Origin of the sequence: Paenibacillus sp. RU5M (assembly GCF_900221055.1) — a bacterium.
Classification (GTDB): Bacteria; Bacillota; Bacilli; order Paenibacillales; family Paenibacillaceae; genus Paenibacillus; species Paenibacillus marchantiae.
Genome location: NZ_OBQM01000001.1, coordinates 402,960 through 428,832, shown reverse-complemented (window position 1 = coordinate 428,832; position 25,873 = coordinate 402,960). Strand labels below are relative to the sequence as shown.

Genomic DNA, 25,873 nt, shown 5'->3' with positions numbered 1-25,873 from the left:
TTTTCATCGCCAGATTTAAGGGCGTGCTACCGCCTTCTCAGCCAGCGTGTTCTCCAGTGCCGTGACAAACGCACGGTTCTGTTCTGATGTTCCTACGGACACACGAATGTATGTTGGATATACATGGAATCCAGGACGAACAATAATGCCTTGTTTCAATAGCGACTGAAATGCCGTTGCAGAAGGCATGTCCAGATCAACCATGATGAAGTTACCCTGCGAAGGGAAAAACGGCAGTTCTAGCCGTGTGAACTCATTTTGCAAATACGCTCGTTCTACTGCATTACGCTCCGCACATTCTTGGACAAAAGCCTGATCCTCAAGTGCAGCTTTCGCCGCAGCCTGACCGAATCGTGAAGTATTAAACGGCTCACGCACGCGGTTGATCAGATCGATCACTTCCGGGCGTGCAATACCGTATCCAATACGCAATGAAGCCAGGCCGTAGATTTTGGAGAATGTCCGCAAAATGACCAAGTTAGGATAACGCTCAATCATAGAGACACTTTGTGGATACGCCTCATCCGTTACGAATTCATAATAGGCTTCATCCAGCACAACCATGACGTGAGAAGGTACACGATCCATAAATGCCGTCAATTCCTGCTCAGAGATAATTGTACCCGTTGGATTATTGGGGTTACATACCCAAACTGCTTTGGTCTTATCATTGATTTGTCCCAGCATGGAAGTCAGGTCATGAGTTCCATCTTTAAGTGGCACTTCAATGCTGACAGCACCCTCGATGTCAGCGTTACTTTTGTATACAGAGAACGTCTGGTCAGCCATGATGTTCTCGTCTCCCGGGAGGAAGAATGCACGAGTGATCAACGCAATGATTTCATCCGATCCACAACCAAAGATCAGATTATCCCGTTCTACCCCCAGATGCTTCGCCAGCACTTCAGTCAGTTCCGTGGAACTGCCATCCGGATATATGCTTACATTGACCAGCTCTCTGGTGATCGCTTCAAGCGCAGCAGGCGAACTTCCATATGGATTTTCGTTGGAGGCCAGCTTGATCACTTGCTCCAAACCCAGTTCACGTTTCACTTCTTCAATCGGTTTGCCCGGTTTATATACAGGCAGATTGACAATCTGGGACTTCGGTTTCAACCCGACCGCCTCCTGTTATTGAAATAGTTATGGACATGCCTCAGCCTGTGCTGAGCATGCCCCGGGGATGTAACATCATTTAATCCCTATCCTTTTAATTGTGCCACAAAGTTGCGAATTTGCAACAGTCCCGCCTGACGCGTATCCGGGTTTCCAAGAAGAGGTATAGCTTCTTCCACCTGACGAACGATAGCACTACCAACAACAACACCATCACAGATGCGGGAGAAACGAGCTACCTGCTCGTGACTGGAAATGCCGAAGCCAACAGCGACAGGAATATCTGTCAGGCTCTTTACAGTTTCAATGAAGCTCTCTACCCCATCGAAAAAGGAAGCTCTCTCTCCCGTGACACCCAGAGAAGAGACACAATAGATGAAACCACGTGCTCCCGTGACAATACGCTCGATCCTCGCGTTGGACGTAGGGGCTACGAGCGGAACCAAATGCACACCTGCAGCATCTGCACGGCGTCGCATATCCTCGGCTTCCTCAATCGGAAGATCCGGAATGATCATGCCGCTGATCTCATGTTTGACCAACTCGTCAAAAAATACATCCAATCCCGTCTGTAATACTGGATTATAGTAGGTGAACAGGACAAAAGGCATTTTCACACCCTCCGCACGCGCTCTGGCTGCTGTCTCCATACAAGTCCGAATCGTGATCTGACTTTTCAATGCACGCTCGGAAGCTCGCTGGATTACCGGTCCATCTGCGAGCGGATCAGAATAGGGAACACCGAGTTCCAAAATGTCTGCCCCCGCCTGTTCCAATTCCTTAATGATTTCCACCGTGGTGTCCACATCTGGATCTCCAACCGTAAGGAATGGAATAAGTGCTGTCCGGTTCTGTTCTTTCAATTGTTGGAAGGTCTGGTCCATCAGGTTCATGCCAAGTCCCCTCCTGTGTATTTCATAATGGATTCAACGTCTTTGTCACCACGACCGGAAAGACAGATCACAACGATATCATCAGCGCTGAGTTCAGGCGCAAGCTTGACAACCTGCGCAACAGCATGGGCTGACTCCAAAGCGGGAATAATGCCTTCTGTTCGGCTCAGCAACTGCAAGGCATCCAATGCCTCCTGGTCCGTAATCGGAACATATTTTGCACGTTTAATATCTTTGAGATAGGAATGCTCGGGACCAACACCCGGATAATCAAGTCCCGCTGAAATGGAATGGGCTGGCCGAACCTGTCCATATTCATCTTGCAGTAAATAACTCATCGAACCCTGGAATACACCGTGTGTCCCTTTGCTCATCGTAGCCGCATGGAACTCGGTGTCCACCCCTTTACCTGCTGCTTCAACTCCAACAAGCTTCACATCCTGATCGCCAATAAACGGATAGAACATACCGATTGCATTACTTCCGCCGCCTACAGCTGCAACAATTACATCTGGCAACCGTCCTTCAATCTCCTGAATCTGGCGCCGTGTCTCATCACCGATCACTCGCTGGAAGTTACGTACCATCATTGGATACGGATGAGGACCGACTACCGATCCAAGCACGTAGAAGGTATCTTCCACATTACTAACCCAGTAGCGGAGCGCCTCGTTTCCTGCATCTTTCAATGTGCGCGTGCCAGATGTCACCGGAATGACTTCCGCCCCAAGCAGCTTCATCCGAAATACGTTCAACTGTTGCCGTTGCGTATCTTCTTCACCCATAAACACTTTACATTCAAGCCCCAGCAATGCAGCAACTGTTGCGGTGGCAACGCCATGCTGTCCTGCACCTGTTTCGGCGATGACTTTCTTTTTTCCCATCCGTTTAGCCAGCAATCCCTGTCCAATAGCGTTATTGATCTTGTGCGCTCCCGTATGGTTCAGGTCTTCACGTTTCAGATAAATTTTAGGTCCACCCAAGCGGCGGGATAATTGCTCTGCATGGTATAAAGGTGTTTCCCGGCCAGAATACTCGCTTAACAGGTAATTCAGTTCCTTGTTGAATTCCTCGTCTTCAGAGAAGTGGCTATACGCTTCCTCCAGTTCGATCAGAGCGTTCATTAGTGTCTCAGGTACAAAGCGGCCTCCGAAGGGACCGAAACGCCCGTGTTGATCCGGCAATTGATGTGTCATGCCTGCTTCACCCTTTCTACAAATGCTGTAATTTTCGCAATATCCTTCACACCTTCGGACTCTACGCCGCTGGATACATCGACGCCGTCCGGTGCATATGTCTGTATCAGTTGTTGCACATTATCCGGCTGTAAACCTCCTGCCACGAACAACGCGATTCCATGTTTTCTTGCCCACTCGGCGTAGAAAGGAATTCGTTCCCAGGCAAAGGTTTTACCGGAGCCCCCTCCATAGAGCGGGTCAAACGTATCGAGCAATATGGCGTCCACCACATTTTTATATGGATCAAGTGCCAATAAGGCAGTATCGTCAGCTAATGAACCTGTTTCATCCTTGGGAAAAGAGAAAGCCTTGAACACTTCGGTACCGAAGTGCTGCTTCACCTGTTCACAAAATTCCGGCGATTCCTGTCCATGCAGCTGAATGACATCCAGGCCTGAAATCTGCATGATGCTTTCCAGTTCTTCGAGCGTAGGATTCACGAAAACACCCGCCAGCTTCGGCCGATCAAACATCGTCCAGTCCAAGAGAACCGTTCTTAGCTCGGCACCCTGTTCAGGCGTAATACGGCGACGGGATGGGGCAAAAACAACACCAACGTAATCCACAGGCAAGTTTATCATCGATTTTAGCACTTCAACGTCCTGAAGTCCACATATTTTTACAGCCGCTGCCGGCCGGGTTCGCAGATCCACGTCTCTGCTGTTTGTGCCGTCATGATTGAATGCATTCATGCTTTTGGTCCCATCAGTTCATATACCGCTGCCTCAACATCGTCCTTACGCATCAGATGCTCCCCAACAAGGATACCATGCACACCTGCCTCAATAAGAGATTCCAGTGGCTGAGGGCCGTCAATTCCACTTTCACTGATTAATGTGACACCATCCGGAATCAAGTTCATCAAATCCAACGTGGTGTTGAGACTGGTTTCGAACGTTTTCAGATTGCGGTTGTTGATGCCCACAAGTGTTGCCTGCGGTATATCGAGTACTTGCTCCAGTTCAGCACGATCATGGACTTCAATTAATGCATCCAGGCCCAGACTTTTGGCAAACGTCAGATATTGACGCATCTGTTCGGGTGTCAGAATACTCGCAATCAGCAAAACGGCATCCGCGCCAAGCAGCCTTGCCTCGGCAATCTGTCGTTCATCTATAATAAAATCTTTGCGCAGTAGCGGTATGTTCACAGCTTCATGAATGGCCTGCAAGTATTCGCTATTTCCCTGGAAATAAGAAACGTCGGTCAATACGGATATACAATCCGCTCCAGCCCGTTCGTATGCGGAAGCAATTTCTACTGGATGAAAATCAGGACGAATCAGTCCTTTGGACGGAGAAGCCTTCTTCACTTCGGCAATGAGACCCAGTTTACGGTTACGTCTCTCTGATAGAGCACGTTCGAATCCACGAGTATTGGGTAATGCCTCTATCTTTTTCAGCGCATCGTCCATCTGAAATGTTTGTGCCAGAACTTCAACTTCTTTATGTTTGGTTGCTACGATTCGATCAAGATACATGACTGTACGCCTCCGTTGTATGAATTAACTGTTCCAGCTTCCCGGCAGCCTTGCCGGAGTCTACAGCGTCTGTCGCCATCAACACACCTTCTGCAATGGTATTTGCTAGACCGGATACATAGATGCACGCCCCGGCATTCAACAGAACGACATCGCGGTATGCGCTCCGTTCTCCCTGGAAGATCCTTTTAATAATTTCGGCGTTCTGAGCCGCATCTCCTCCAAGAACCGATTCCAGCGGATGTAACGATAATCCCATATCACGTGGATCAATGTCATACGTATGCACTTCACCATTACGCAGCTCGGATACCTGGGTAGGTGCGGAGATGCTGATTTCATCCAGTCCATCATGACTCGCTACAACCAAAGCTCTTTTCAGCCCCAGACGATTCAGCACTTCAGCGATCATCGGTGTCCGGCTGCGGTCATATAAACCAAGCAATTGTCGATCCGCTCCCGCAGGATTGGTTAGAGGTCCGAGCATGTTAAAGATCGTACGCACACCCAGCTCTTTTCTTGGCGCAGCAGCATGTTTCATAGAAGGGTGGTACACCTGAGCAAAACAAAAACAGATTCCGATCTCATCGAGACATTGTCTCGCCTGCTCTCCGTCCAGATGAATATTCACGCCCAATGCTTCAAGTACATCCGCACTGCCCGCCTTGCCTGAGGCAGAGCGATTTCCATGCTTCGCCACCCGGACAGAGACTGCTGAAGCAATGATCGCCGATGCTGTTGAAATGTTGAACTTATGAATACCTGAACCACCTGTTCCACAGGTGTCCAGCAGTCCATTGCCGTCGGTCAGGATCCGTCCGCCCTGTCCACGCATGGCTTCGGCAAACCCCGTGATTTCATCCACCGTTTCCCCCTTCATCCGCAAGCCCATAAGCAAACCTCCGATTTGAGCCGGAGTGGCCTCACCTCTCATGATGGAGTACATCAAGTCGCGCGCTTCCGCCTGCTCCAGATGGCAGCCCTCCAAAATTTTGGCAAGGCCATTCTTCATTCCTTCCGCATGACTAACTTTAGTTACAAATCGCTCTGATTCTTCATTCATGACTGGGTTCATATTCATTTCCGGTCTCTCCTCTCTCAGTTTTGTGCAGCCGTGGCTGGGGTAACAAAATAATCGGCGTTGGCAAGTTTCAATGTGTGATCCTTCTCTTTGGCAGGAAACATCGCTTCTGCTGTACGAATCGCCTTAAGTAACGCTTTGGCTTTATTTACTGTTTCTTCATATTCATTCTCAGGCACCGAATCCCATACGATTCCGGCTCCAGCCTGCACATAAGCTTTTCCCTTTTTGAAAATAATCGTTCGGATTGTAATACAGGAGTCCATGTTGCCCGAGAAACCAAGATAACCGATAGCACCTGCATAAGCACCCCGTGCTTCTTTTTCCAGTTCCGCGATAATCTCCATCGCACGTAGCTTCGGCGCACCGGATACCGTACCCGCCGGCAAACACGAAAGAAATGCATCAAAGAAATCCTTGTCTTCTCTAAGCTCACCTGTAACGTTGGACACCATGTGCATGACGTGGGAATATCGTTCAATTTCCATGAACATGTCACATTTCACACTTCCGAAGTTAGACACACGTCCCAGATCATTACGTCCCAGATCAACAAGCATCAGATGTTCCGCACGTTCCTTCTCGTCCTGCAGCAGATCTGCCGCCAATGCACGATCTTCTGATTCCGTAGCTCCTCTTGGACGAGTACCCGCAATCGGCCGTGTTTCTACGCGGTTTCCATCCACTTTTACCAACGCTTCCGGTGAAGTCCCCACAATAATTTCATCGTCCATCTTCAGATAATACATGTAAGGTGATGGATTCAACGTTCGAAGCACGCGGTATACATGCAGCGGAGATACTTCGGTATCAATGTGGAAACGTTGGGATAATACCACTTGAAAAATATCTCCTGCCCGAATGTACTCTTTGGCCTGCTCTACATTCCCGATAAACTGTTCCTTCGTGAGATTGGATCGAATATCCCCCAGTTCCACGTCTCCTGGGATGGAACGCGGGTTCAAGTTCTCCCCTGGTCCTTGCTGCTGCAAGCGTTCAGCCGCCTGTTCCAGCTTCTCAGAAGTTAAAGTATAAGCTTGACGGATATCATCATCCGTTGCACCGTCCTTCACGTGCACATTGCCCACAAGCAGCATCTGCTGCTTCACATGGTCAAACACGATAATCTGGTCGCAGAACATGAAGCGAATATCATCCATTTTCAGATCATCCAGCGCGTGGGCCGGTAGCTTCTCATAATATTGCAGCAGATCGTATCCAAAGAAACCGATGGCCCCGCCTGTAAATGGCGGAAGTTCATCATCTTTCGGACTGCGATACTTACGCAGCAGCGCTTTGAGCTCTTCAATCGGTTTGCCTGGCAGTTCTCGAATCTGGCCCGCTTCTTCTACCACGATCCGGCCTTTTTTGGCGGAGATCATCAGGAACGGATCTGTACCGATGAAGGAATATCTCGCCCATTGAATTCCACCCTCCACACTTTCCAGCAGAAATGCCCGGTCGTTGTCAGCATAACGGCGGAAAATCCGAATCGGGGTCTCCATGTCTGCCAGAATCCGTTTGACTACCGGAATCAGATTATATTCATTCGACATTTTCAGTACTTGATTAACGTTTGGCGTTAACATCAGATCACGTCCTTTCAGATTTATATAAGTTCAACTAAAGAGGTTTACACTGAGCACTCCGATGACAGAACAACCTTCCGATCGCTGTTATCCCCAGATTTTTTGATTCCCTTTCTTAAGGGAAAATCCGGTGATAAAGGCGAACGCTCCGCTTCTTCAGGTTATTTCTGTCCTCTCCGTTTTAGTGTAAAAAGTTTAGTTGAACCTATATGGGTAGAAGAAACAATTCAATATACAACAAAAAAACCTCTACCATCAGGTAGAGGTTTGGTTATAAGCTGTTTCAACAGGTTGGTGCTTCATAAATAACAAGTCCCTATACATGCATCCTTACCGAATTATCACACAGGCTGTTGTATGGATGTAATATCAATCCATCAAATACAAGGAAATGTACCGGCATACACTAATTCTCACCCATAGCACTCATTCTTTCATGAAATGCAAGAAGATATCGGTCGTGTTATACCTAAACAAAACGATGTCGCTAGACACGTTTGCATTCCTTCATCCTGTTTCTAATAATTCCGTAGCTCGACGTACCGCGAATCAGTTGACCGGCTTCTGTTGCTCCGGTTACCACCCGCTGGACTCTGCTATATACTCCACTCATCTCAGCTGCTCTCAGCTCAATCTCTACTCTACTCAACTGGTTCTCACTATACATCATTCAGAATGATTTGACAACCACTCTAATCTTACGAATTGGAAGGTGCCGCCAAATCGGGACGCAGAGACTGTGCACCGTTAAGATACACATGGTTGATTTCATTCTGACCTTTTGCAGTGTTAACATGTACCATAAAACGGATGCACTGTGGCAAGGCGCCTGCAACCGGAACTTCTAATGCACACATCAAAGGTACAAGCTCCCAGCCATCCAACTGGCGAATTGCCTTTGCTGGGAAAGCTGCATCCAGATCTCCAGTCATCGTAATCCAGACACTGCAAATATCTTCGGGTTGGATCTCGTTACGATCCACGATTTCCTGCAAAAGTACAGCCGTTTCTTTCAAAATATGTTCTTCGTTATTATGCGTGACCGTAGTAGCCCCGCGAATTCCCCGAGTAACCATCGCTTTTAATCTCCCTTCTTGAGCATTTCAATGACTTCGCGTACTGCCGTAACCGGTACATCCTTTACAATTCTGGCAGCGCCGATCCGGTCAGGAATAATGAAGACCATATGGCCCTCACGGAACTTTTTGTCGTGCATCATTGCATCCATTAATGCATCCGTATCCAGATGTTTTGGCATCGTCACCGGAAGGCGCAATGAACGCAACATGCGAACCGTGTCGTCATAGAGTCCTGCTGGAGCTCCCAACTTCTCGCCGAGCAATGCCGAGCCCGCCATACCAATCGAGATGGCTTCACCATGCAGAAATTCGCCGTAACCAGCAATCGCTTCAATAGCATGACCAATCGTATGACCCAGGTTTAACAATGCACGTTCTCCATTTTCACGTTCGTCACGCGATACAATCTCTGCCTTGATACCACAGCCTCGTTCCAAGCCATATCCCAAAGCCTCCGGATCAAGGGCAAGCAGTTCATCCGCATGCTCCTCACACCAGTATGCAAAAGCTTCGTCCCGAATCAGTCCGTGCTTCAGCATCTCTGACAAACCAGCAGAGACATCGCGTGGCGGCAAGGTTTGAAGAGTATCCACATCATAGAGCACCAGCTCTGGCTGATGGAATGCACCGATCATATTTTTAGCCAGCGGATGATTGACAGCTACTTTGCCGCCAACACTGCTGTCATGCGCCAGGATCGTCGTAGGCACCTGTACAAACTTGATTCCACGCATATATGTAGCAGCAACAAAACCAGCCAGATCCCCTACTACACCGCCGCCTAAAGCAACAATTGCCGAACTGCGATCCAGTTTACCTTCGATGGCGGCCGTCATCATATCCTGATATACCGAAAGGGATTTCGATGTTTCACCCGATGGAACAACTGCGGAGACGACTGTAAAACCAGCCGTACGCAGTGTTTGTTCCAGATCGGACAAGTATTTGGGTGCCACATGATCATCAGTAATAATGAGTAAGGGGCTTTTTTTGGTTAAGCCATATTGCTCAAAATATTGAGGCGCTTGAGCCAACAGGCCGCTGCCAATCAGGATTGGATATGAGCGCTCCTCCAACTGCACTGTCAGCTGGCGCATCTTAGTAATTCTCCAGTTGATTATTGTAGTTGGCAAAGTTCGCGCGGATTTCCTCCATGGAGTCTCCGCCAAATTTCTCAAGGAAAGCTTTTGCAATTTCCCAGGCTACCACATGCTCCATTACTACACTAGCTGCCGGAACAGCACATGCATCAGAACGCTCAACCTGAGCTGTAAATGCTTCTTTTGTATCGATATCCACACTTTGAAGCGGTTTGTACAACGTAGGAATAGGTTTCATAACCCCACGTACCACTACTGGCATACCGTTAGTCATTCCGCCCTCGAATCCGCCCAAACGGTTGGTAGCTCGGTGGTAACCACGCTCTTCACTATGCACGATTTCATCATGCACCTGAGAACCACGAATCGTTCCGGCTTCGAACCCGATACCAATTTCCACACCTTTGAATGCGTTAATGGACATCACGCCCTGAGCAATCCTTGCATCCAGTTTGCGGTCATACTGTACATGGCTACCAAGACCCACAGGCACACCTTCAACGATGCATTCCACGATTCCACCGATGGAGTCGCCTTCCTGCTTGATCTGGTCGATGTAAGCTTCCATCTTCTTCTCGGTTGCTGCATCAGTTACACGTACGGAAGAAGCTTCTGTCACTTCGATCAGTTCATCAATCGGCAGATCTTGATAAGGAGCTTCGATTTCTCCGATACGCAACACACGTCCAGCTACTTTGATTCCGAATTCAGCAAGGAATTGACGTGCAATAGCACCACATGCTACACGCACCGTTGTCTCACGCGCACTGGAACGCTCCAGCACATTACGCAAATCTTTTAGGTTATATTTGAGCCCGCCATTCAAATCAGCATGTCCCGGACGTGGACGATGAACGCGACGTTTCTCTTCGTCACTGCCTTCAATCGGCTCAATATTCATAATATTCTGCCAGTGTTTCCAGTCATTATTTTGAACAACCAACGCTACAGGAGCACCTGTTGTATATCCGTGACGAATACCACCAACGAAATTGGCCTGATCCTTCTCAATTTGCATGCGACGTCCACGGCCATATCCCTTTTGGCGGCGGTGAAGCTGAAAATTCAGCTCTTCAAAGTCAATATTCAGATTGCTTGGCAATCCTTCAATAATTGCGGTTAATTGGGGTCCGTGCGTCTCCCCTGCGGTTAAATAGCGTAAACTCATAATACGTTCCCCCTTTAAACTGTTAAACTTCACATTGCTAAAATCCCATAATTTCTTTGCTTATTATAGTATAGCTGACCGGCTTTGACAAGAAAGTCGGTCGTTTCTTGTCCTAAATTGGATTGGACTCGAATGGTGATTGATTGAGATTCCGACGTGTCTGAGAAATATCCATTCATCCATTATGCAAATAACCGCCTGGACACATATACATGTGCACGCCAGACGGTTATGAAATAATTGAAATTATTTTTTGCGATAAAAGAATGTTTCCGCTGTTTCCAGACCATATTGCCCCGGGGAAAAAATCTGTTCCGTACTGCCCACGAACAAAATACCACCTGGACGCAAACTTGTTGCAAACTTGTGATACAACAGGTTTTTGGCTTCCTCGGTAAAATAGATCATGACATTGCGGCACACAATCAGATCATATCCTTCGTCAAAACGATCGAGTAACAGATTCTGCTTCATGAACTTGACTGAACTTTTCAGTTGTTCATCAATACGGTACACCAAGCCATCCTGCTTGAAGTATCGATTTGCTGTTTCCTTCGGTACATCTTTGAGCGAGCGTTCCATATAACGCCCTTCCTTGGCTTTAGCGAGAGCTCCTTCGTCCAAGTCACTTGCCGTAATGGAGCTTCCCTTAAGAATGCCCATCGTGTCCAGAATCATCGCCAAAGTGTAAGGTTCTTCGCCTGTGGAACAAGCGGCACTCCACACTTTAACGCCACGCTTCGGACCCAGCAACTCAGGCAGGATTTCATCCCGCAGTACTTCCCAGCGATTGGGGTTACGCCAAAATTCCGAGACGTTAATGGTCATGCGATCCAGAAACTCATAAAACAGAGACTTGTCCTTCTGCATGGCATCAAAAAAGATAGAAAACGTATGAAATCCGTTTTTGTTACGAAGTGTGGTCAGCCTTCTTTTCATCTGGCCTTCCTTGTATTGAGCAAGATCAATGCCTGTGCTCTCTTTGATTTTCCGAATAAATCCGGTGTAATCCGGGTCTAGTAGTTGTTCCTGCTCCAGCATCGTATCACCCTTCTGGCTAAAAAAATTACAACCAGGCTGCGATGCTCTTGTCGTACGTTACCAGCTCATCCGGAGTAAAGAAGTTCGCTGCTTCACGAGTGGCGCTTTCCGGTGAATCCGCCCCATGAATCAGATTATGCGGTGTGTGGCTGGCGAAATCTCCGCGAATTGTACCCGGAGCCGCTTCCTTCACATTGGTTTTCCCGATTACGATGCGCGCAAGCGCCACGATGTCGTCACCTTCCCAGACCATAGCAAATACAGGTCCAGATGTGATAAAACGAACCAGATCATCGAAGAACGGTTTCCCCTCATGTTCAGCATAATGGCGCTTGGCCTGATCTTCAGACATCTGCACCAGCTTGCCTGCCACCAACTTAAATCCTTTGTCTTCCAGACGGCTAACGATACGCCCTATCAAACCACGCTGCACACCATCCGGCTTCACCATCAAAAATGTACGATCCATAGGCTCACTCCTCACTCACGGTTCAAAGTTATTTCATTATGTAAACGCAATCCCTTTGATTGTAACATACATGTCCAAATCCTCCCAATGAGGAATATCACATCAATGTTATTTTTTGAGTGAGACAGCTACACGAGGAACTGAATTCATGAAAAGATGCCCGTCCATAGCAGTCTATGTTCAAACATATTAATGCGTACGTTTGACCACAAAATGAGCGATATCACGCAAGTTTTTGGTGGTCTTGATGTTAGGCAGTTGATCCAGAGCATCGAGCGCTTTCTTCATATATCGGTCAGCCAGGGCTTCTGCTTTAGCAATTCCTTGACTTTGGCGAATCATTCCAATTGCATCGGATGCACTCGCCCGTCCCTCCTCGTGCTGAACGCGGGCTATCTCCTTCAGCAAAGGTTCACGCAAATTAGGTTCCTGCAATGCATACAGTACAGGCAGCGTAATATTCCCCTGCTTCATATCACTGCCTGGAGGCTTGCCGAGTTGCTTTTCGGTGCCAACCAGATCAAGTACATCGTCTTGAATCTGGAACGCCATACCCACGTTGTAACCGTAGGTGTACAGCAACGAAGATACATGTTCCGGCGCACGAGTAGCAAGCGCCCCCAGCTGGCAGCTGACAGCAATAAGAAGCGCCGTTTTGCGACGAATTCGCAAGAGATAGTTACGTACACTTTGTCCCGTGTTGAAAAAGTCCCGAATTTGCTCCATTTCACCAATGGACATCTGAACCATCGCTTTGGCCAGAATACGGTGTATAGCCGGATCGGACAGGCCCGCAGTCATTTCAAGCGCCTTGCCGTAAATGTAATCTCCGGTGTACATGGCAATCCGATTATCCCATTTGGACTTCACCGTTGGTTTACCTCTCCGTGTCGCCGCATTATCAATAACATCATCGTGAACCAGAGAAGCCGAATGAATCAGTTCCAACGGAACCGCTACCAGCTTCAGACGTTCAATGTCGTATGTACCAAATTTCCCACCGAGTAACACAAATACCGGACGCAAACGCTTACCCCCTGCCTTGAGCAGGTGAAGTGACGTTTCGCTTAGCAGTTTCTGTTCTCCCTGAACACTGCGATACAGCTCTTTTTCAATGTAGTCCATGTCTTTTTTTAACAACCCGAAAATATCCAATAGTTTCATTCGTTCACCCGTGTCAGCGTATTGTCAGTCCATAAATCCATGCTTACCTTCCCCTCCAGCAAGTCGGGCCTGCAGGCATAACGAAAAACCAGGGCTTGCCTTTCCTGCTTGTGTTCTTCTGAGACGTACTAATCTTCTTCGAATGTCAAGGCCGACATCCGGGAATTAAACTCTGCGACTTGTTCTGAAACATAAGTACAGAAGTTGCCGGAGCATGGGTCAAGGCTGTGGTTCCATCCAAACATCACCATCAGCGCTCACCAATACCCCGGGATTGGGGGACAGCAAATTGCCCCTGCAATTCGGTCAGCAGATTCAAAATTGCAGGAAGCTCAGAAGCTATCCCCGTTCATCCGGTTCTCCCCACCTGGTAAACAGTTGATGCGGGATGCGCAGACTATCGAGCACTTTACCCACTAGAAACAGAATCAACTCGTCCATCGTTTGGGGTTTGTAATAAAAAGCAGGCATGGCCGGTATCATGCGGACACCAAGCCGTGAGAGTTTCAGCATGTTTTCCAGATGAATTGCATGCAGTGGCGTCTCACGTGGCACCAGAATCAGCGTTCTTCCCTCTTTCATCATGACATCAGCAGCCCGGGACATCAGATTGTCCGATGACCCTTGTGCAATGGATGAAAGAGTACCCATGGAGCATGGCATTATAATCATGCCTTCTGCCAGGAAAGAACCACTCGCGATGGAGGCACCAATATCACTAACGGGATGATAGATTAGGGAACCCGCACGACCGCCAAATTTTTCTTCCAGCACACGGTCCCGATTCGTAACATCCCAGTCCATTTCTTCTTTTAATACACGCCACCCGGCATTGGAGATCACCAGATGCACAGTGTATTCCAGATCAAGCAGCGTTTCAATTAATCTGATGCCATATATACTTCCACTGGCCCCGGTAATTCCGACAACAAGTCGTTTATTGTCCGGCTGCTGCATCTTTATTTCACCGCCAAATCAATCAGGGTAAACGTAAATACCACTAAACTCAGCACACTGTTCATCGTAAAGAATGCTGTTTGTACACGGCTCATGTCATTTGGCGATACAATATAGTGTTCATAGAAGAGGATACCATAAGTTATCAGCATTCCGGCTCCATACCACCAGCTCAGATCGGTCAACAATAACAAAGCAAGAAAACCGATTGCTGTAATCACGTGGAAGAACTTTGCGATCTGCAATGATTTGTTAAGACCAAAACGGGAAGGTATGGAATGAAGGCCCTCGCCCTGATCAAAATCCAGATCCTGACATGCATAGATGATATCGAACCCTGCAGTCCAGAACACAATCGTAACGTACAGCACAATCGCTGTCCAATCCATCGTACCCGTTACTGCTACCCAACCCCCAAGTGGAGCCAGACCAATGGTCATACCGAGCACTACGTGGCACAACCAGGTGAAACGTTTGGTATATGAATACAAAACCAGCATAAATACAGCTATCGGCAACAGCTGCATGGATAACACGTTAAGGTTGGATGAGGCCCAGAACAAGAGCACAAATGATACTATGATAAAAATAACGACCTCACCGTTTTTCAACAAACCGGCCGGAATTGCTCTCATCGCGGTACGTGGATTTTTCTTGTCTATGGCCTGGTCAATCATGCGGTTCAAGCCAAAAGCAGCACTTCTTGCACCAATCATAGCCAGTAATACCCACATAATCTGCATCCAGGTCGGGAATGTATCATTCACTACCATGGAACCGAGGATGGCTCCCATAAATGCAAAAGGTAAAGCGAAAAGCGTGTGTTCAATTTTGATCATTTCTAAAAAGATGCGAATTTTCCTAAACATGCTGATTCTCCTTGGTTCCAATATGCAGTGCCGCGACGCCTCCGGTTAGAGGGTAGGCCTGCACTTGCTGCAATCCAGTTTCAGCGAAAATGTCGGCCAGTTCCTTCCTTCCTGGAAAAAGTGCAAGTGAGTCGGGCAGCCATTTATACTGCTCATAACGTTTGGCAAACAATTTGGCAAGATTGGGTAATACTTGTTCAAAATAAAAATAATAAATACCTTTAAACGGCTGCCATGTCGGCTTGGACAATTCCAGACACACCACCATGCCACCCGGTTTCACTACACGCTTCATCTCCGACAGAACCTGTCTAAGATCCGGTACATTGCGCAGTCCAAATCCAATCGTTACATAATCGAATGAATTGTCTTCAAAGGGAAGTGACATTGCATTGCCCTGTACCAACGTAATTTGTTTTTGGCGATTTACAGCGTCAACTTTGGTTTGTCCAACCTCCAACATGTTGCTGCTGAAATCCAGTCCATGCATGTGACCTGTTTCACTTGCTTCAGCCATCGCAAGCGTCCAATCACATGTGCCGCAGCACAAATCAAGACCGGTATCGCCTTTGGACATATTCATTTTCTTCATAGTAAATTTGCGCCAAGCCTTGTGTCTGCGGAAACTCAGGATATCATTCATGACGTCATATTTACCTGCTATACTCTGAAAAACAGAATGGACAAATTCTTCTTTAGGTTTGGTCTCTCCGCTCCCCATTCGTTGTCTCCCCCTCAATCTTCCCTTACTGCCGCATGTGAAGGCTGCAAATACGTCAAGTAAGGCTCCAGGATTGCATCAATTTCTTGCAGGCCCAGTTGATCTTCCTCGTCTTGCAGCAACAGTTGTATACGGTGTGTACACTCACGAAGCTTGTCCAGCAAAAACTCGCCGATCCGATACTTATGCACCATACCACTCCATGCTCTTGTATCAGGCTCCGGCTGACGCAGCGTATTGCGCTCGTCGTCATTGCCATACTCGTAAATATGCCAGAAAGCATAACTGTGATAAAAGTTCTGTTCGTCATTCATCCGATGCAGCTCTTCCATAATTGCCTCGCAGTAGCTGAATTCGGCCAACAGGTCGTTCCATAGTGATGCTTCGTTATCGCGGATCATGCCTGTAAAAGAAAGAAACAGCTGCATCTTCAGCTGTACTGTTTCACGCAAGTATTCTTCAGCCGAAACGAGAAGCTTTTTCATCCGTTCATACAGCGTCATCTTGCGTGCATTCACTTCGGATACAGCACCACTAAGTTTACCGATCATTTCAATTTTGCCTGCATGGGCAAGCAACTGATAGAAACGGCTACTGAAATAATCTCCGGCAAGCACGTTCAGCTGGCGTGAACGCATCTCCAGTTCTCTACGCTCTCCGGATATCGTATCGATTCGATCATGCGTATCCATGGCCAACTGAACGAGCGAGGTTGCGAGAGCGTATAGCTCATCATGAACCTTTTCGTCTGTGCGGCCCACAAATACCTGCAGCAGACGAGCCCGGCTATCCGGAAATGATGGGATTTCCGTATGTTGTCGAATCATGTCGTAATCCGTATATTTCTTTGCTAGTTGGGGTACGCGATATGAATTCATTCTCAGCCTCCGAGCCTTTGCATTGTTAAACCATTTCTGCACTACAATCTTATATATTATAGCATATGTTTATCGGGCACGCACTGAATCATGCTATTCTATTACCCCGGACTTGACATTTCGAATTGCTTCTTCCAAAGTTCGGTCTCCATCATGTGAAACCAGTCCTTCAATTCGTCCGAGAGGATCGGACTATTCCAGTCTCGAAGCGTTTCGATCGCGTACATTGGCCATTCCCCACGCCGAAAATCGGCAGCGAGCAACAAATGTCTTTTGTGAAGCCATTCATCCTCTGCCATAACACGCAGCATCACCTGTTCCACGTTATCCAGACTTCGAAATCCTAGATCTGCCACAGCAGCCATATTACCATAGATTTCGGTGTAACTTGTGCTGGTTCCGGTAACCTTTAGATCAAGCGTCAAAATGGATCGTTTCCACTCCACCCTGGCAATGGGTGTCGATAATTTCATGGTGCTCAGCACGTCCACCAGATTGTCTTCTGTTAGCTGTACGGGATGCTGCGCCGCAGAAACGGGTTGTACGTTTTCACCGCCCAAGGTACGCATATGTAAGGTTTGTATGGCAACAAGCAGAAGGACCGCCGCAACCGTTGCCAGCAGTGAAGCAGTCACGATCATCCGCGGTTTCATAAATGCCTCCCTGCCCTTACCTATTAGTGTAGTCTGTCCGGTAAAGGCTCATACCTCATTGTACAATGAAAAAAAGCAGGCTATGCCTGCAATTTTCATTATTCCGACTGAATTTGTCCATGCTTGGTGATCAGCGTGGCTTTTCCACGGATTTTAATGGCGGAAGTATGATTGGTAAATTGGGCAAACATGACTTCTCCCTTATCCAGCTTCTCCGTATGGTGGAAGCGGGTATCCTGACCTCGGGTTAAGCCGATCACCTGAACACCGTTCTCCTCCGCCTTAATTACGATATAATCACTGCCGGTTGGATGATCCATCACGCACATCCCCTCTCCTAGTTCAATAGCGTTAATGATGATAAATATTGTTTCATTTGTCAACCAGCCCTTATGTGAATGGGGCGCAATAATCTGTTACTCCCAGGTCATACTACAAGTGATCCAACCACAGAAAGGAGAGTCTCTATGAAGTACATTCCCGCAGCACTGACAGACGAGCATATTCACCAGTTAAAAGAAACTGAACAGCATCTGTCCGCAGCTGCTGGAGAAGAACTGATTCTGATTGCCTATGCGCAGCAACCGGATGAGCCGGAGTCGCTAGACGGCAGGAAGAAAAATAATTAAAGGACAAAAGAAAAGGCCGTGAACAAGTCACGGTCTTTTTGTCGACATATGGAATATGTAGAAATCTTATTTAATTCCGTCTTTGAGCGCTTTACCTGGTTTGAATGCAGGAATTTTGCTCGCAGGAATTTCGATTTCTTCACCTGTTTGCGGGTTGCGTCCTTTACGTGCAGAGCGCTCGCGAACTTCGAAGTTCCCAAAACCAACCAATTGTACTTTGTCTCCGCTTTGAAGAGCCTCAGAGATTGCTTCGAATACGGCATCAACCGCTTTCGTTACATCCTTTTTGGACAATTCAGTAGCTTCGGACACGTGTGTAATCAAGTCTGATTTGTTCATTTGTTTTTTCACCTCCTGAATCAATGTCCTGAATGTTATACTGTGTTTCCGTTTTATAGCGAAATATACGTTCATACACAAAAAATCTACGTACATCTTGAGCGTGATGAACAGAAATCTCGGCCTGCGGTCAACAGTCATTTCCGGCAGAATGTCGCCTGAAACAAAGGTTGTTTCAGACGCCGAACAAATTTTATACTAATACAGACAGCACACAATTTCAAGTGCGGTTGCGGTTTAACACGTAAAATGTAACCGCCAGGGCAAGCACGAGCACCCCACCTTTTACAATATCATGCGTGAAATATTGAACATTCATCATAGTCAAACCGTTCACCAGTACACCAATCAGAACCGAACCAATGAATGTTCCGATCACGTTTGGTTTACCTGCACCAAATACGGAGAATCCGACAAATACCGCGGCTACGGATTCCATTAACAACGGAGAACCCGCATCAATTTGCCCTGAACCTACTTTGGATGCATAGATAATACCGCCGATTGCAGCAAACACTCCAGCAGCTACATAAGCGAGTGTACGCACCTTTTTCACCTTGATACCGGATAGGCGTGCCGCTTCTTCATTGCCCCCCGTAACGTACATCTGGCGCCCATACTTCGTATACGTCAAAAAGATATGCACACCGATAACCGCAATGAGCAATAGAATGACCGAAATCGGCATTCCCAGCCATTTTCCCTGCCCAAGCTGCAGAAATGTGGGGTCCATCTCTCCGGCAGCCTTGCTTCCGTCAGGAAACTGCATATGGTTATAGATCGTGTACCCTTGAGCATACGTTTTGTGAATTCCACCGATAATGTACATCGTGGCAAGTGTAGCGAGTAGATCCGGGATACGCAGTTTCACAATTAGCAAGGAATTAAGCCAACCAATCACAGCACCAATAATCAGTGGGACGATAATGACAACTGCCAGCGGCTGCTGATACCAAATCATTAATGAAGCGGTAACGACAGTAGTCAGCGAGACGGTCGCCCCCACCGAAAGATCAAATCCATCAACAATGAGAGATAAGGTAACACCAATCGCCACAAATGTCACGATAGAGATTGAACCCAAAATATCGGTCAAGTTACTGTACGTGAAGAAATAAGGCAATTTAATACCGAAAAATGCTATAACACCAATAATAACGATAATTGCGCCATAACGGAACGCGAAATCTAATGATTTATCCTTCATGCTTCCACCTCTTGTCCACCGCTTGCGTAGTATAGCAGCTGTTCTTGATTGGTCTCGCCCCGTTTGAATTCCTTTACAATCGTCCCTTCACACATGACTGCAATCCGATCACCAATGCCCAATCCTTCATCCAGTTCACACGTGAAATAGATAACAGCTTTACCCGCCAAAGCCAGTTCGTTAATGATGCGAAAAATGTCACTTTTGGCGCCGATATCCACACCTTTTGTCGGCTCATCAAAGATAAAGACGTCTGCGTCAGCATTCAGCCATTTGCCAATGGCCACCTTTTGTTGATTGCCACCGCTTAAATACTTCACTTCCTGCCGCACTGACGATGTTTTGATACCGAGTTGCTGCACTAAAGATTCCGCATTCTCACGCTCTCGCTTTCGACTTACAAAACCTAATCTACTAAGACGTCCAAGCAAAGGCAGGCTCAAATTCCGCTCCACGTTTTCCTCAATCAAAATCCCCTGTTTCCGCCGTTCCTCAGGCACGGAGACAATTCCCAGAGCAGCAGCATCAGCAGGTTGCGAAAGACGAAGTTCACGATTGTTAAGCCGAATCTCTCCACTCTCCAGCCGATCTGCACCAATCAACAAGCGGGAACATTCCGTTTTCCCCGCACCTACAAGCCCTACTACAGCAAGCACTTCGCCTCGACGAACAGATAGGTCCACACCCTTGACTCGGACTCCGCGCCGAAGTCCTCTTGCTTCCAGCAACACTTCTCCTACCGGTGCTTCTGTCTTGGGAAACTCTTCCTCAAACGGTTTTCCAAGCATCTGCGTCACCAGATCATTGATCGTAAGCTCTTTTGCCTCACCCGTGAACACATGTTGTCCATCTCTCATCACGGTGACGCGATCACAGTGACTTGTAACTTCAGGAAGACGGTGAGTAATAAAAATACATGCCACTCCGCGTTCTTTCAACAAATGTACAATTCGGAAAAAAGCATCCGTTTCTTCCTGGCTCAGCGGTGCAGTTGGTTCATCAAAAATAATGACCTTGGCATCCTGAATCAGGATACGTGCGAGCAGAATCATCTGCTTCTCCGCGAGCGTCAGGTCGGCTACTTTTTTGTGAACGGATATAGCCGCTCCTAATTGCTGCAAAGCTTCAGCCGCACGCTGTTGCAGTTTCCGCGGGCTTTTCCACCAACCTCCACTCGGCGACGCTAATTGATCCAGCATAATGTTCTCGGCAGCTGTCAATTGGGGAACCAGCGCAGCATCCACCTCTTGATACACACAGTGAATACCACTCGCTTTGGCATCGCCTGGTGAATTCAGATGAAGCGTTTGCCCACTTAATTGGATAGTACCCTGATCCAGTTGATAGGCACCAGATAGAATTTTCATCAATGTGCTCTTGCCGGCACCATTCGCACCTAGCAGCGCATGAATTTCTCCACCTTTCACGGAGAACTCCACGTCTTTCAGTGCAGGAATGCCTGCAAACTGCTTGTGGATATGTTCCATTTGAAGCAGAATCGGTGCAGTACTCATGACGCCAACCTCCAATCGCTCCCCTCCGGGAGTGTCACTATTCTCATGTAGTTATATTCCATCATGGTTGGAAAAAGCGCGCCTTGCGGCGCGCCTCCGTTACGCTGTTTTATTTAGCAGTAACTCCGTATTCCGACATCCATTCCTTGATTCCCTGTGTACTACCTCCCCAACCCTCAACATACTCGGACAGCTCTGAAGTGGAGATTTGTTTGTCAGGCAGCGCATCGCGCTGTACATAAACCGGGTTGAGAACCACTTGATCCTCTGTATCATCCCCGTTCAGCTTCTGGTATGCATAACGGACTTGTACACGTCCAATGTCTGTTGGATCAACCGCTGCGGAAGCTACCCAAGGGTTTTTCGGATCTTGGATCATCTGTAAATCTTCATCACTCATATCAATACCATATACCTTGATCTCGTCACGTCCTGCTTGCTGAATGGCACGCGCTGCACCTTTGGCGAACTCATCCCATGCAGTCCATACCGCTGTGATTTCACCTTTTGGATATTGTTTCAGAATCGCTTCCATTTTGGCTTGTGTATCCAGCGCCGGGTTCTGAGCTGAACCAAACGTTGCAATCTCCTTAATTTCCGGGTTCTCTTTCAGGAACTTGCCATAAGCAACCTGACGACGTTCCATTGGTGCAAAGCCGGCAACCCATACTTTTACGATATTGCCTTGTCCGTTGATATCTTTTTTCATTTGCTCCAGCGTAAGTTCAGCCATCTTTTGATCATCCTGGGACAACACTGTTGCTCCCGGAACACTAATGTCTGCATCGAACACAACAACCGGAATGTTTTGTTTTACTGCCTTTTTCACGCCCGGCGTCAGCAAGGAATCCCCATGATCCGTTAGAATGGCATCGAATTTCTGGTTAATTGCGCTATCGAGCAACGATACCATTTTGGCTTTATCATTATCGGCGACAAACGTAGTCAATTGTCCACCGAATTTTTCGATTTCTTCTTTAACCCCTTGCACATATTGCTGTGAGAACGTACCTGTGTTAAATTCCATGATCAGTGCAATTCGTTTTCCACTGAGTGGGCCTGTTACTGCTTCGGTTTGAGGCTTGTCCTCTGCTGCGCCGGAAGCTGTAGTTGAAGCAGGTTCTTTTTTAATTCCGCAAGCGGACAGCGCCAATGTAAATACAAGCAGCACACTCAACCATACCCATTTTGTATTTTTACTTCTCATCTCTTTCTCCCCCTGTTCACACTCTCTCTGTGATCTCGATCACAATAGTTGAATATTAATATAACGGCTAATCCCTAGTATGTAAATGGGTTTTAGTAATTTAAAGCTAAAACTCGCTAAGTTTTTATTCGAAACTAAAGTATCTTATCCAGTTCATCCAGAATCATGAAAATAAAACAAGAAAAAGACCGCGAGGGGTACCCCTACGGCCTTTTGGACTTACAGAATTATAGCGATTAATCCACCGGAACCTTCGTTAATAATACGTCCCAGCGTCTCTTGCAATTTGTATCGTGCGTTGTCTGGCATCATCGCAATTTTACCCTGAATGCCTTCTCTCACGATGGAATGCAGTGAACGACCGAACATATCTGAATCCCATACCTTGATCGGATCGTTCTCGAAGTCCTGCATCAAGTACCTCACCAGTTCCTCACTCTGTTTTTCCGTTCCGATAATCGGTGCAAACTCCGATTCCACATCGACCCGGATCATGTGAATGGATGGTGCAGTTGCTTTCAGGCGGACGCCGAATTTGGTACCCTGCCGGATGAGTTCAGGTTCATCCAATGCCATTTCGGCGAGGGATGGAGCCGCGATGCCGTAGCCAGTCGTTTTGACCATCTCCAGCGCCTCAGCGAAGCGATCGTACTCCCTCTTCGCATGGGAGAATTCCTGCATCAATTGCAGCAGATGATCTTTGCCTCGAATTTCAATACCAACAACTTCCACGAGGATCTGATCATATAATTCATCCGGTGCATACAGATCGATTTCTGCTACACCCTGCCCCATGTTCATGCCGCTCAGACCGGCTCGGTCGATGAATTCGTATTCCATGAACTGAGCAACAACTCGATCCACATCACGCAGCCTGCGAATATCCTTAACCGTGTCGCGAACGGAATTTTCATAGTTGCTGCGCAGCCAGTGGTTTTCATTCAGCACCATCACCCAGCTCGGCAAATTCACATTCACTTCATGTACAGGGAACTCATACAGCACTTCGCGAAGCACACCTGTGACATCATCTTCTGTCATTGTAGCTGCACTGAGTGTCATAACCGGAATGTCATACTTGGCAGCAAGCTCACTGCGCAACTGCAGCGCTTCTTCACTGCGAGGGCGAGTCGAGTTGATCACCAGTACAAACGGTTTGCCTACTTCCTTCAGTTCGGCTATAACGCGTTCCTCTGATTCCACATAGGAACTCCGGGCAATCTCAGCGATCGTGCCGTCTGTTGTAACCACCACACCCAGTGTGGAATGCTCCTGAATGACTTTGCGTGTGCCAATTTCGGCGGCTTCCTGGAAAGGAATTGGTTCTTCAAACCAAGGCGTGGAGATCATGCGTGGTCCATTCTCATCCTCGTATCCCTTGGCTCCTTCCACTGCGTAGCCTACGCAATCCACAAGGCGCACATTGACATCAAGTCCCTCGGCGACCTTGATTTGAACCGCATTATTCGGTACGAATTTTGGCTCCGTAGTCATGATTGTTTTGCCAGCTGCGCTCTGTGGCAGTTCATCCACTGCCCGCGCACGGTCTGCCTCATTTGTAATGTTCGGCAAGACGATTGTTTCCATGAAACGTTTGATAAATGTTGATTTCCCCGTCCGGACTGCGCCGACAACCCCGAGATAAATATCCCCTCCGGTCCGCTCGGCAATGTCCTTAAAAATGTCCACTTTCTCCAATGAAATCCCTCCCTAAATTACTCCGAAGGAAAAATGCTAAAGAGCATCCGCTTCGTTTTTTCAATCAGAAGACTGAAATCCCTGCAACGGTAGAGCCGCCTTTGTGAGTGCCCGGAAGTCGTCCGCCGCCGAACGTTGCATTCTGATGAAATCGGCGAGAGCGGCGTTAACTCGTACATGCAATTGGACTAGTATCATCTTATGTATCCGTATGCAGCATTATGACGCGTATTTTTTGTTTTTTTCTCAAGGTAGTTGCCTTAAGAGAATTGCCCCGCTCTCGGACTGCGCGTCTTTATTACAATCTACTTTATGAGCGTGCCGAAGCTTTTATGCCGGTTCGTTCATTTGGTTCTCGTGGTACCGTTCAAGCCGTGCAGAAGGTATACTGTGAAGGTAAGGCATTTTTTAGCAGAGAAGAGCAGAGATAACGAGCTGAGAAAGGTGAGATGAGCGTGGCACAGATCAAAGTATATGGACTAGGTGAGCACTTGAACCCATTGAAAGAGCAGCTTTCACAAGTTATACACTCCGTTATGGTGGATGTTGTGGGATTACCGGAGAACAAGAAGTTTCAACGTTACTTTCCCATGAACACGGATGATTTTCTTTTTCCCTCTGATCGTTCAGCAGGGTATACCATTATTGAAATCAGCATGTTCGAAGGCCGAACAGATCAAGTCAAGAAAGAACTCATTCAGCAATTATTCACACGGATGAACGAACAGTTGAAATTGTCGCCCAATGATGTGGAGATTACTATATTTGAAACACCGCGCAGTCATTGGGGTATTCGGGGATTACCCGGTGATGAACTTGACTTGAGTTATAAAGTGGAGGTCTGAACAAAGTAATCTGAATATAGCTTATGGACCATATGATGTGACTATAAACCAACTTATAAGAAAGAGATATCCCGTGATGCGGAATATCTCTTTTTTTTACCTTAAGGACAATCAATGGATTGCGTGCATTCGAATCGAATTAACGCTAATTATTACTTTGTTGCAATCGGGGTGTTATTCTGCCAGGTATAGGCGACTGATTTTACAGGGACAAAGTAAGAATGCTCCAGCAAGAATTCACGCAAATCTTCCACTTTTGTTGGAGCATTATCTGACTTCTCTACAGCCTGCATAATGTCAAAAGCATAATCTACATAGACATTGCCCTCGTCATCCATCATGAAAGGCAGTTCCTGACCCGAATATACACTATTCAGTGTAACCGCTGGGGCACCAGCCTGTGCGGCTTGTTCCATATCTACAGCGTATAGCCCAGGATACAGTTCTTCCCCACTTGGTAGTTGATTGTTATGTACGGACTTGTACTGATTGACCATTCGTTGAACATCATTTACTTTCTGTACCGTTTGAAGATCCATGACTTTGACTGTCGGGTTCACTTCTTCATCCTGAATGAGAAAGTAAGCGCTCCCACCACTTTCAAACGCCGTGCCGGGTATTTCATCCAGATACCCCTGCTGTTTCAGCTTGGACAGATCAACTCTGAATTTTTCATATTTCGGTGTTTCCATATCTGCGTTGACCATGGGCAAAATCCCCTGATCCTGTTGGAATGCTTCTACCGCAGTTTGAATACGGCTTAAGCTTTCCCTATAAGCTATTTTGGGATCGGGATTACTCTGGGATTGATACATACACCCCGTTGCTGTAAAAGCAAACAATAGGAATAAGAGTAGACAGGACATCTTCTGCAAATGACGCCTCTGCCTTCTTGGTTTCACGTTCTTCGTCATATTCACGTTCATCCGTATCCTCCT

General features: G+C 47.3%; 28 protein-coding genes. 2 read left to right on the top strand and 26 right to left on the bottom strand.

The window, feature by feature from the left end:
* Positions 1-15 precede the first annotated feature (15 nt).
* The 20 genes from hisC to mtrB form a co-directional block, all read right to left on the bottom strand.
* Positions 16-1,116: a histidinol-phosphate transaminase gene (gene hisC, locus CRO25_RS02110; protein ID WP_079694044.1), complete on the bottom strand. Its 1,101-nt coding sequence runs from the start codon at positions 1,114-1,116 to the stop codon at positions 16-18.
* A gap of 86 nt (positions 1,117-1,202) precedes the next feature.
* Positions 1,203-2,009: a tryptophan synthase subunit alpha gene (gene trpA, locus CRO25_RS02105; protein ID WP_063566777.1), complete on the bottom strand. Its 807-nt coding sequence runs from the start codon at positions 2,007-2,009 to the stop codon at positions 1,203-1,205.
* Positions 2,006-3,205, bottom strand: a complete 1,200-nt coding sequence (trpB, locus tag CRO25_RS02100; protein WP_079694045.1) for a tryptophan synthase subunit beta — start codon at positions 3,203-3,205, stop codon at positions 2,006-2,008. Before trpB ends, trpA begins: the two co-directional genes overlap by 4 nt.
* On the bottom strand, positions 3,202-3,939 hold the full coding sequence (locus CRO25_RS02095) for a phosphoribosylanthranilate isomerase (protein ID WP_072733417.1): 738 nt from the start codon (positions 3,937-3,939) through the stop codon (positions 3,202-3,204). Before CRO25_RS02095 ends, trpB begins: the two co-directional genes overlap by 4 nt.
* The gene (gene trpC / locus CRO25_RS02090; protein WP_063566775.1) at positions 3,936-4,727 is read right to left on the bottom strand and encodes an indole-3-glycerol phosphate synthase TrpC; all 792 of its coding nucleotides are present in this window, start codon (positions 4,725-4,727) and stop codon (positions 3,936-3,938) included. Before trpC ends, CRO25_RS02095 begins: the two co-directional genes overlap by 4 nt.
* On the bottom strand, positions 4,717-5,739 hold the full coding sequence (trpD, locus tag CRO25_RS02085) for an anthranilate phosphoribosyltransferase (protein ID WP_372828750.1): 1,023 nt from the start codon (positions 5,737-5,739) through the stop codon (positions 4,717-4,719). The genes trpC and trpD overlap by 11 nt, the downstream gene beginning before the upstream one ends.
* 86 nt (positions 5,740-5,825) lie before the next feature.
* The gene (trpE, locus tag CRO25_RS02080) at positions 5,826-7,397 is read right to left on the bottom strand and encodes an anthranilate synthase component I (RefSeq protein ID WP_079694046.1); all 1,572 of its coding nucleotides are present in this window, start codon (positions 7,395-7,397) and stop codon (positions 5,826-5,828) included.
* A 487-nt stretch (positions 7,398-7,884) separates the two neighbouring features.
* Positions 7,885-8,067, bottom strand: coding sequence for a hypothetical protein (locus CRO25_RS32980; RefSeq protein WP_143806502.1), 183 nt, complete (start codon positions 8,065-8,067; stop codon positions 7,885-7,887).
* 28 nt (positions 8,068-8,095) lie between these two features.
* Complete coding sequence (aroH, locus tag CRO25_RS02075) at positions 8,096-8,473, bottom strand: chorismate mutase (RefSeq protein ID WP_063566773.1); 378 nt, start codon at positions 8,471-8,473, stop codon at positions 8,096-8,098.
* A 5-nt stretch (positions 8,474-8,478) separates the two neighbouring features.
* Complete coding sequence (gene aroB / locus CRO25_RS02070; RefSeq protein WP_079694047.1) at positions 8,479-9,573, bottom strand: 3-dehydroquinate synthase; 1,095 nt, start codon at positions 9,571-9,573, stop codon at positions 8,479-8,481.
* 1 nt (position 9,574) lies between these two features.
* A complete protein-coding gene (gene aroC, locus CRO25_RS02065) occupies positions 9,575-10,744 on the bottom strand; it encodes a chorismate synthase (protein ID WP_079694048.1) in 1,170 nt (389 codons plus the stop codon).
* Between the two features lie 246 nt (positions 10,745-10,990).
* On the bottom strand, positions 10,991-11,785 hold the full coding sequence (locus CRO25_RS02060; protein WP_064636850.1) for a protein-glutamate O-methyltransferase CheR: 795 nt from the start codon (positions 11,783-11,785) through the stop codon (positions 10,991-10,993).
* A gap of 25 nt (positions 11,786-11,810) precedes the next feature.
* Entirely contained in the window at positions 11,811-12,254 is a 444-nt protein-coding gene (gene ndk, locus CRO25_RS02055; protein WP_063566769.1) for a nucleoside-diphosphate kinase, read from the bottom strand.
* Positions 12,255-12,443: 189 nt separating this feature from the next.
* Positions 12,444-13,418 carry a polyprenyl synthetase family protein gene (locus tag CRO25_RS02050; protein ID WP_063566768.1) on the bottom strand — a complete coding sequence of 325 codons (975 nt, stop codon included), beginning with the start codon at positions 13,416-13,418 and terminating at the stop codon, positions 12,444-12,446.
* A 339-nt stretch (positions 13,419-13,757) separates the two neighbouring features.
* On the bottom strand, positions 13,758-14,375 hold the full coding sequence (locus CRO25_RS02045) for a UbiX family flavin prenyltransferase (RefSeq protein WP_063566767.1): 618 nt from the start codon (positions 14,373-14,375) through the stop codon (positions 13,758-13,760).
* A gap of 2 nt (positions 14,376-14,377) precedes the next feature.
* Positions 14,378-15,244: a UbiA-like polyprenyltransferase gene (locus CRO25_RS02040; protein WP_063566766.1), complete on the bottom strand. Its 867-nt coding sequence runs from the start codon at positions 15,242-15,244 to the stop codon at positions 14,378-14,380.
* Positions 15,237-15,965 (bottom strand): demethylmenaquinone methyltransferase, encoded by a 729-nt coding sequence (locus CRO25_RS02035; RefSeq protein WP_053780684.1) that lies wholly within the window; start codon positions 15,963-15,965, stop codon positions 15,237-15,239. The genes CRO25_RS02040 and CRO25_RS02035 overlap by 8 nt, the downstream gene beginning before the upstream one ends.
* Positions 15,966-15,979: 14 nt before the next feature.
* Positions 15,980-16,843: a heptaprenyl diphosphate synthase component 1 gene (locus tag CRO25_RS02030; protein ID WP_063566765.1), complete on the bottom strand. Its 864-nt coding sequence runs from the start codon at positions 16,841-16,843 to the stop codon at positions 15,980-15,982.
* 101 nt (positions 16,844-16,944) lie between these two features.
* Positions 16,945-17,496 carry a hypothetical protein gene (locus CRO25_RS02025; RefSeq protein WP_063566764.1) on the bottom strand — a complete coding sequence of 184 codons (552 nt, stop codon included), beginning with the start codon at positions 17,494-17,496 and terminating at the stop codon, positions 16,945-16,947.
* A gap of 98 nt (positions 17,497-17,594) precedes the next feature.
* Positions 17,595-17,816, bottom strand: coding sequence for a trp RNA-binding attenuation protein MtrB (gene mtrB, locus CRO25_RS02020; RefSeq protein ID WP_024630669.1), 222 nt, complete (start codon positions 17,814-17,816; stop codon positions 17,595-17,597).
* Between the two features lie 147 nt (positions 17,817-17,963).
* Between mtrB and CRO25_RS33175 the strand changes: the two genes are divergently transcribed.
* Entirely contained in the window at positions 17,964-18,125 is a 162-nt protein-coding gene (locus tag CRO25_RS33175) for a hypothetical protein (RefSeq protein WP_179132079.1), read from the top strand.
* A 66-nt stretch (positions 18,126-18,191) separates the two neighbouring features.
* On the opposite strand, the gene CRO25_RS02015 is transcribed toward CRO25_RS33175, so the two are convergent.
* The 5 genes from CRO25_RS02015 to spoIVA all read right to left on the bottom strand — a co-directional run bounded on the left by CRO25_RS02015 (position 18,192) and on the right by spoIVA (position 24,090).
* Positions 18,192-18,464 (bottom strand): HU family DNA-binding protein, encoded by a 273-nt coding sequence (locus CRO25_RS02015; RefSeq protein ID WP_024630670.1) that lies wholly within the window; start codon positions 18,462-18,464, stop codon positions 18,192-18,194.
* A gap of 220 nt (positions 18,465-18,684) precedes the next feature.
* Positions 18,685-19,671 (bottom strand): ABC transporter permease, encoded by a 987-nt coding sequence (locus tag CRO25_RS02010; protein WP_063566763.1) that lies wholly within the window; start codon positions 19,669-19,671, stop codon positions 18,685-18,687.
* A complete protein-coding gene (locus CRO25_RS02005) occupies positions 19,668-21,185 on the bottom strand; it encodes a sugar ABC transporter ATP-binding protein (RefSeq protein ID WP_064636844.1) in 1,518 nt (505 codons plus the stop codon). The genes CRO25_RS02010 and CRO25_RS02005 overlap by 4 nt, the downstream gene beginning before the upstream one ends.
* A gap of 109 nt (positions 21,186-21,294) precedes the next feature.
* Positions 21,295-22,392 (bottom strand): sugar ABC transporter substrate-binding protein, encoded by a 1,098-nt coding sequence (locus CRO25_RS02000; RefSeq protein WP_079694049.1) that lies wholly within the window; start codon positions 22,390-22,392, stop codon positions 21,295-21,297.
* 219 nt (positions 22,393-22,611) lie between these two features.
* The gene (spoIVA, locus tag CRO25_RS01995) at positions 22,612-24,090 is read right to left on the bottom strand and encodes a stage IV sporulation protein A (protein WP_024630674.1); all 1,479 of its coding nucleotides are present in this window, start codon (positions 24,088-24,090) and stop codon (positions 22,612-22,614) included.
* Between the two features lie 455 nt (positions 24,091-24,545).
* Between spoIVA and CRO25_RS01990 the strand changes: the two genes are divergently transcribed.
* Positions 24,546-24,935, top strand: coding sequence for a tautomerase family protein (locus CRO25_RS01990; RefSeq protein WP_063566760.1), 390 nt, complete (start codon positions 24,546-24,548; stop codon positions 24,933-24,935).
* 152 nt (positions 24,936-25,087) lie between these two features.
* Here the strand turns inward: CRO25_RS01990 and CRO25_RS01985 are convergent, their stop codons facing one another.
* Positions 25,088-25,861 carry a hypothetical protein gene (locus tag CRO25_RS01985; protein WP_079694050.1) on the bottom strand — a complete coding sequence of 258 codons (774 nt, stop codon included), beginning with the start codon at positions 25,859-25,861 and terminating at the stop codon, positions 25,088-25,090.
* Between the last annotated feature and the right edge of the window lie 12 nt (positions 25,862-25,873).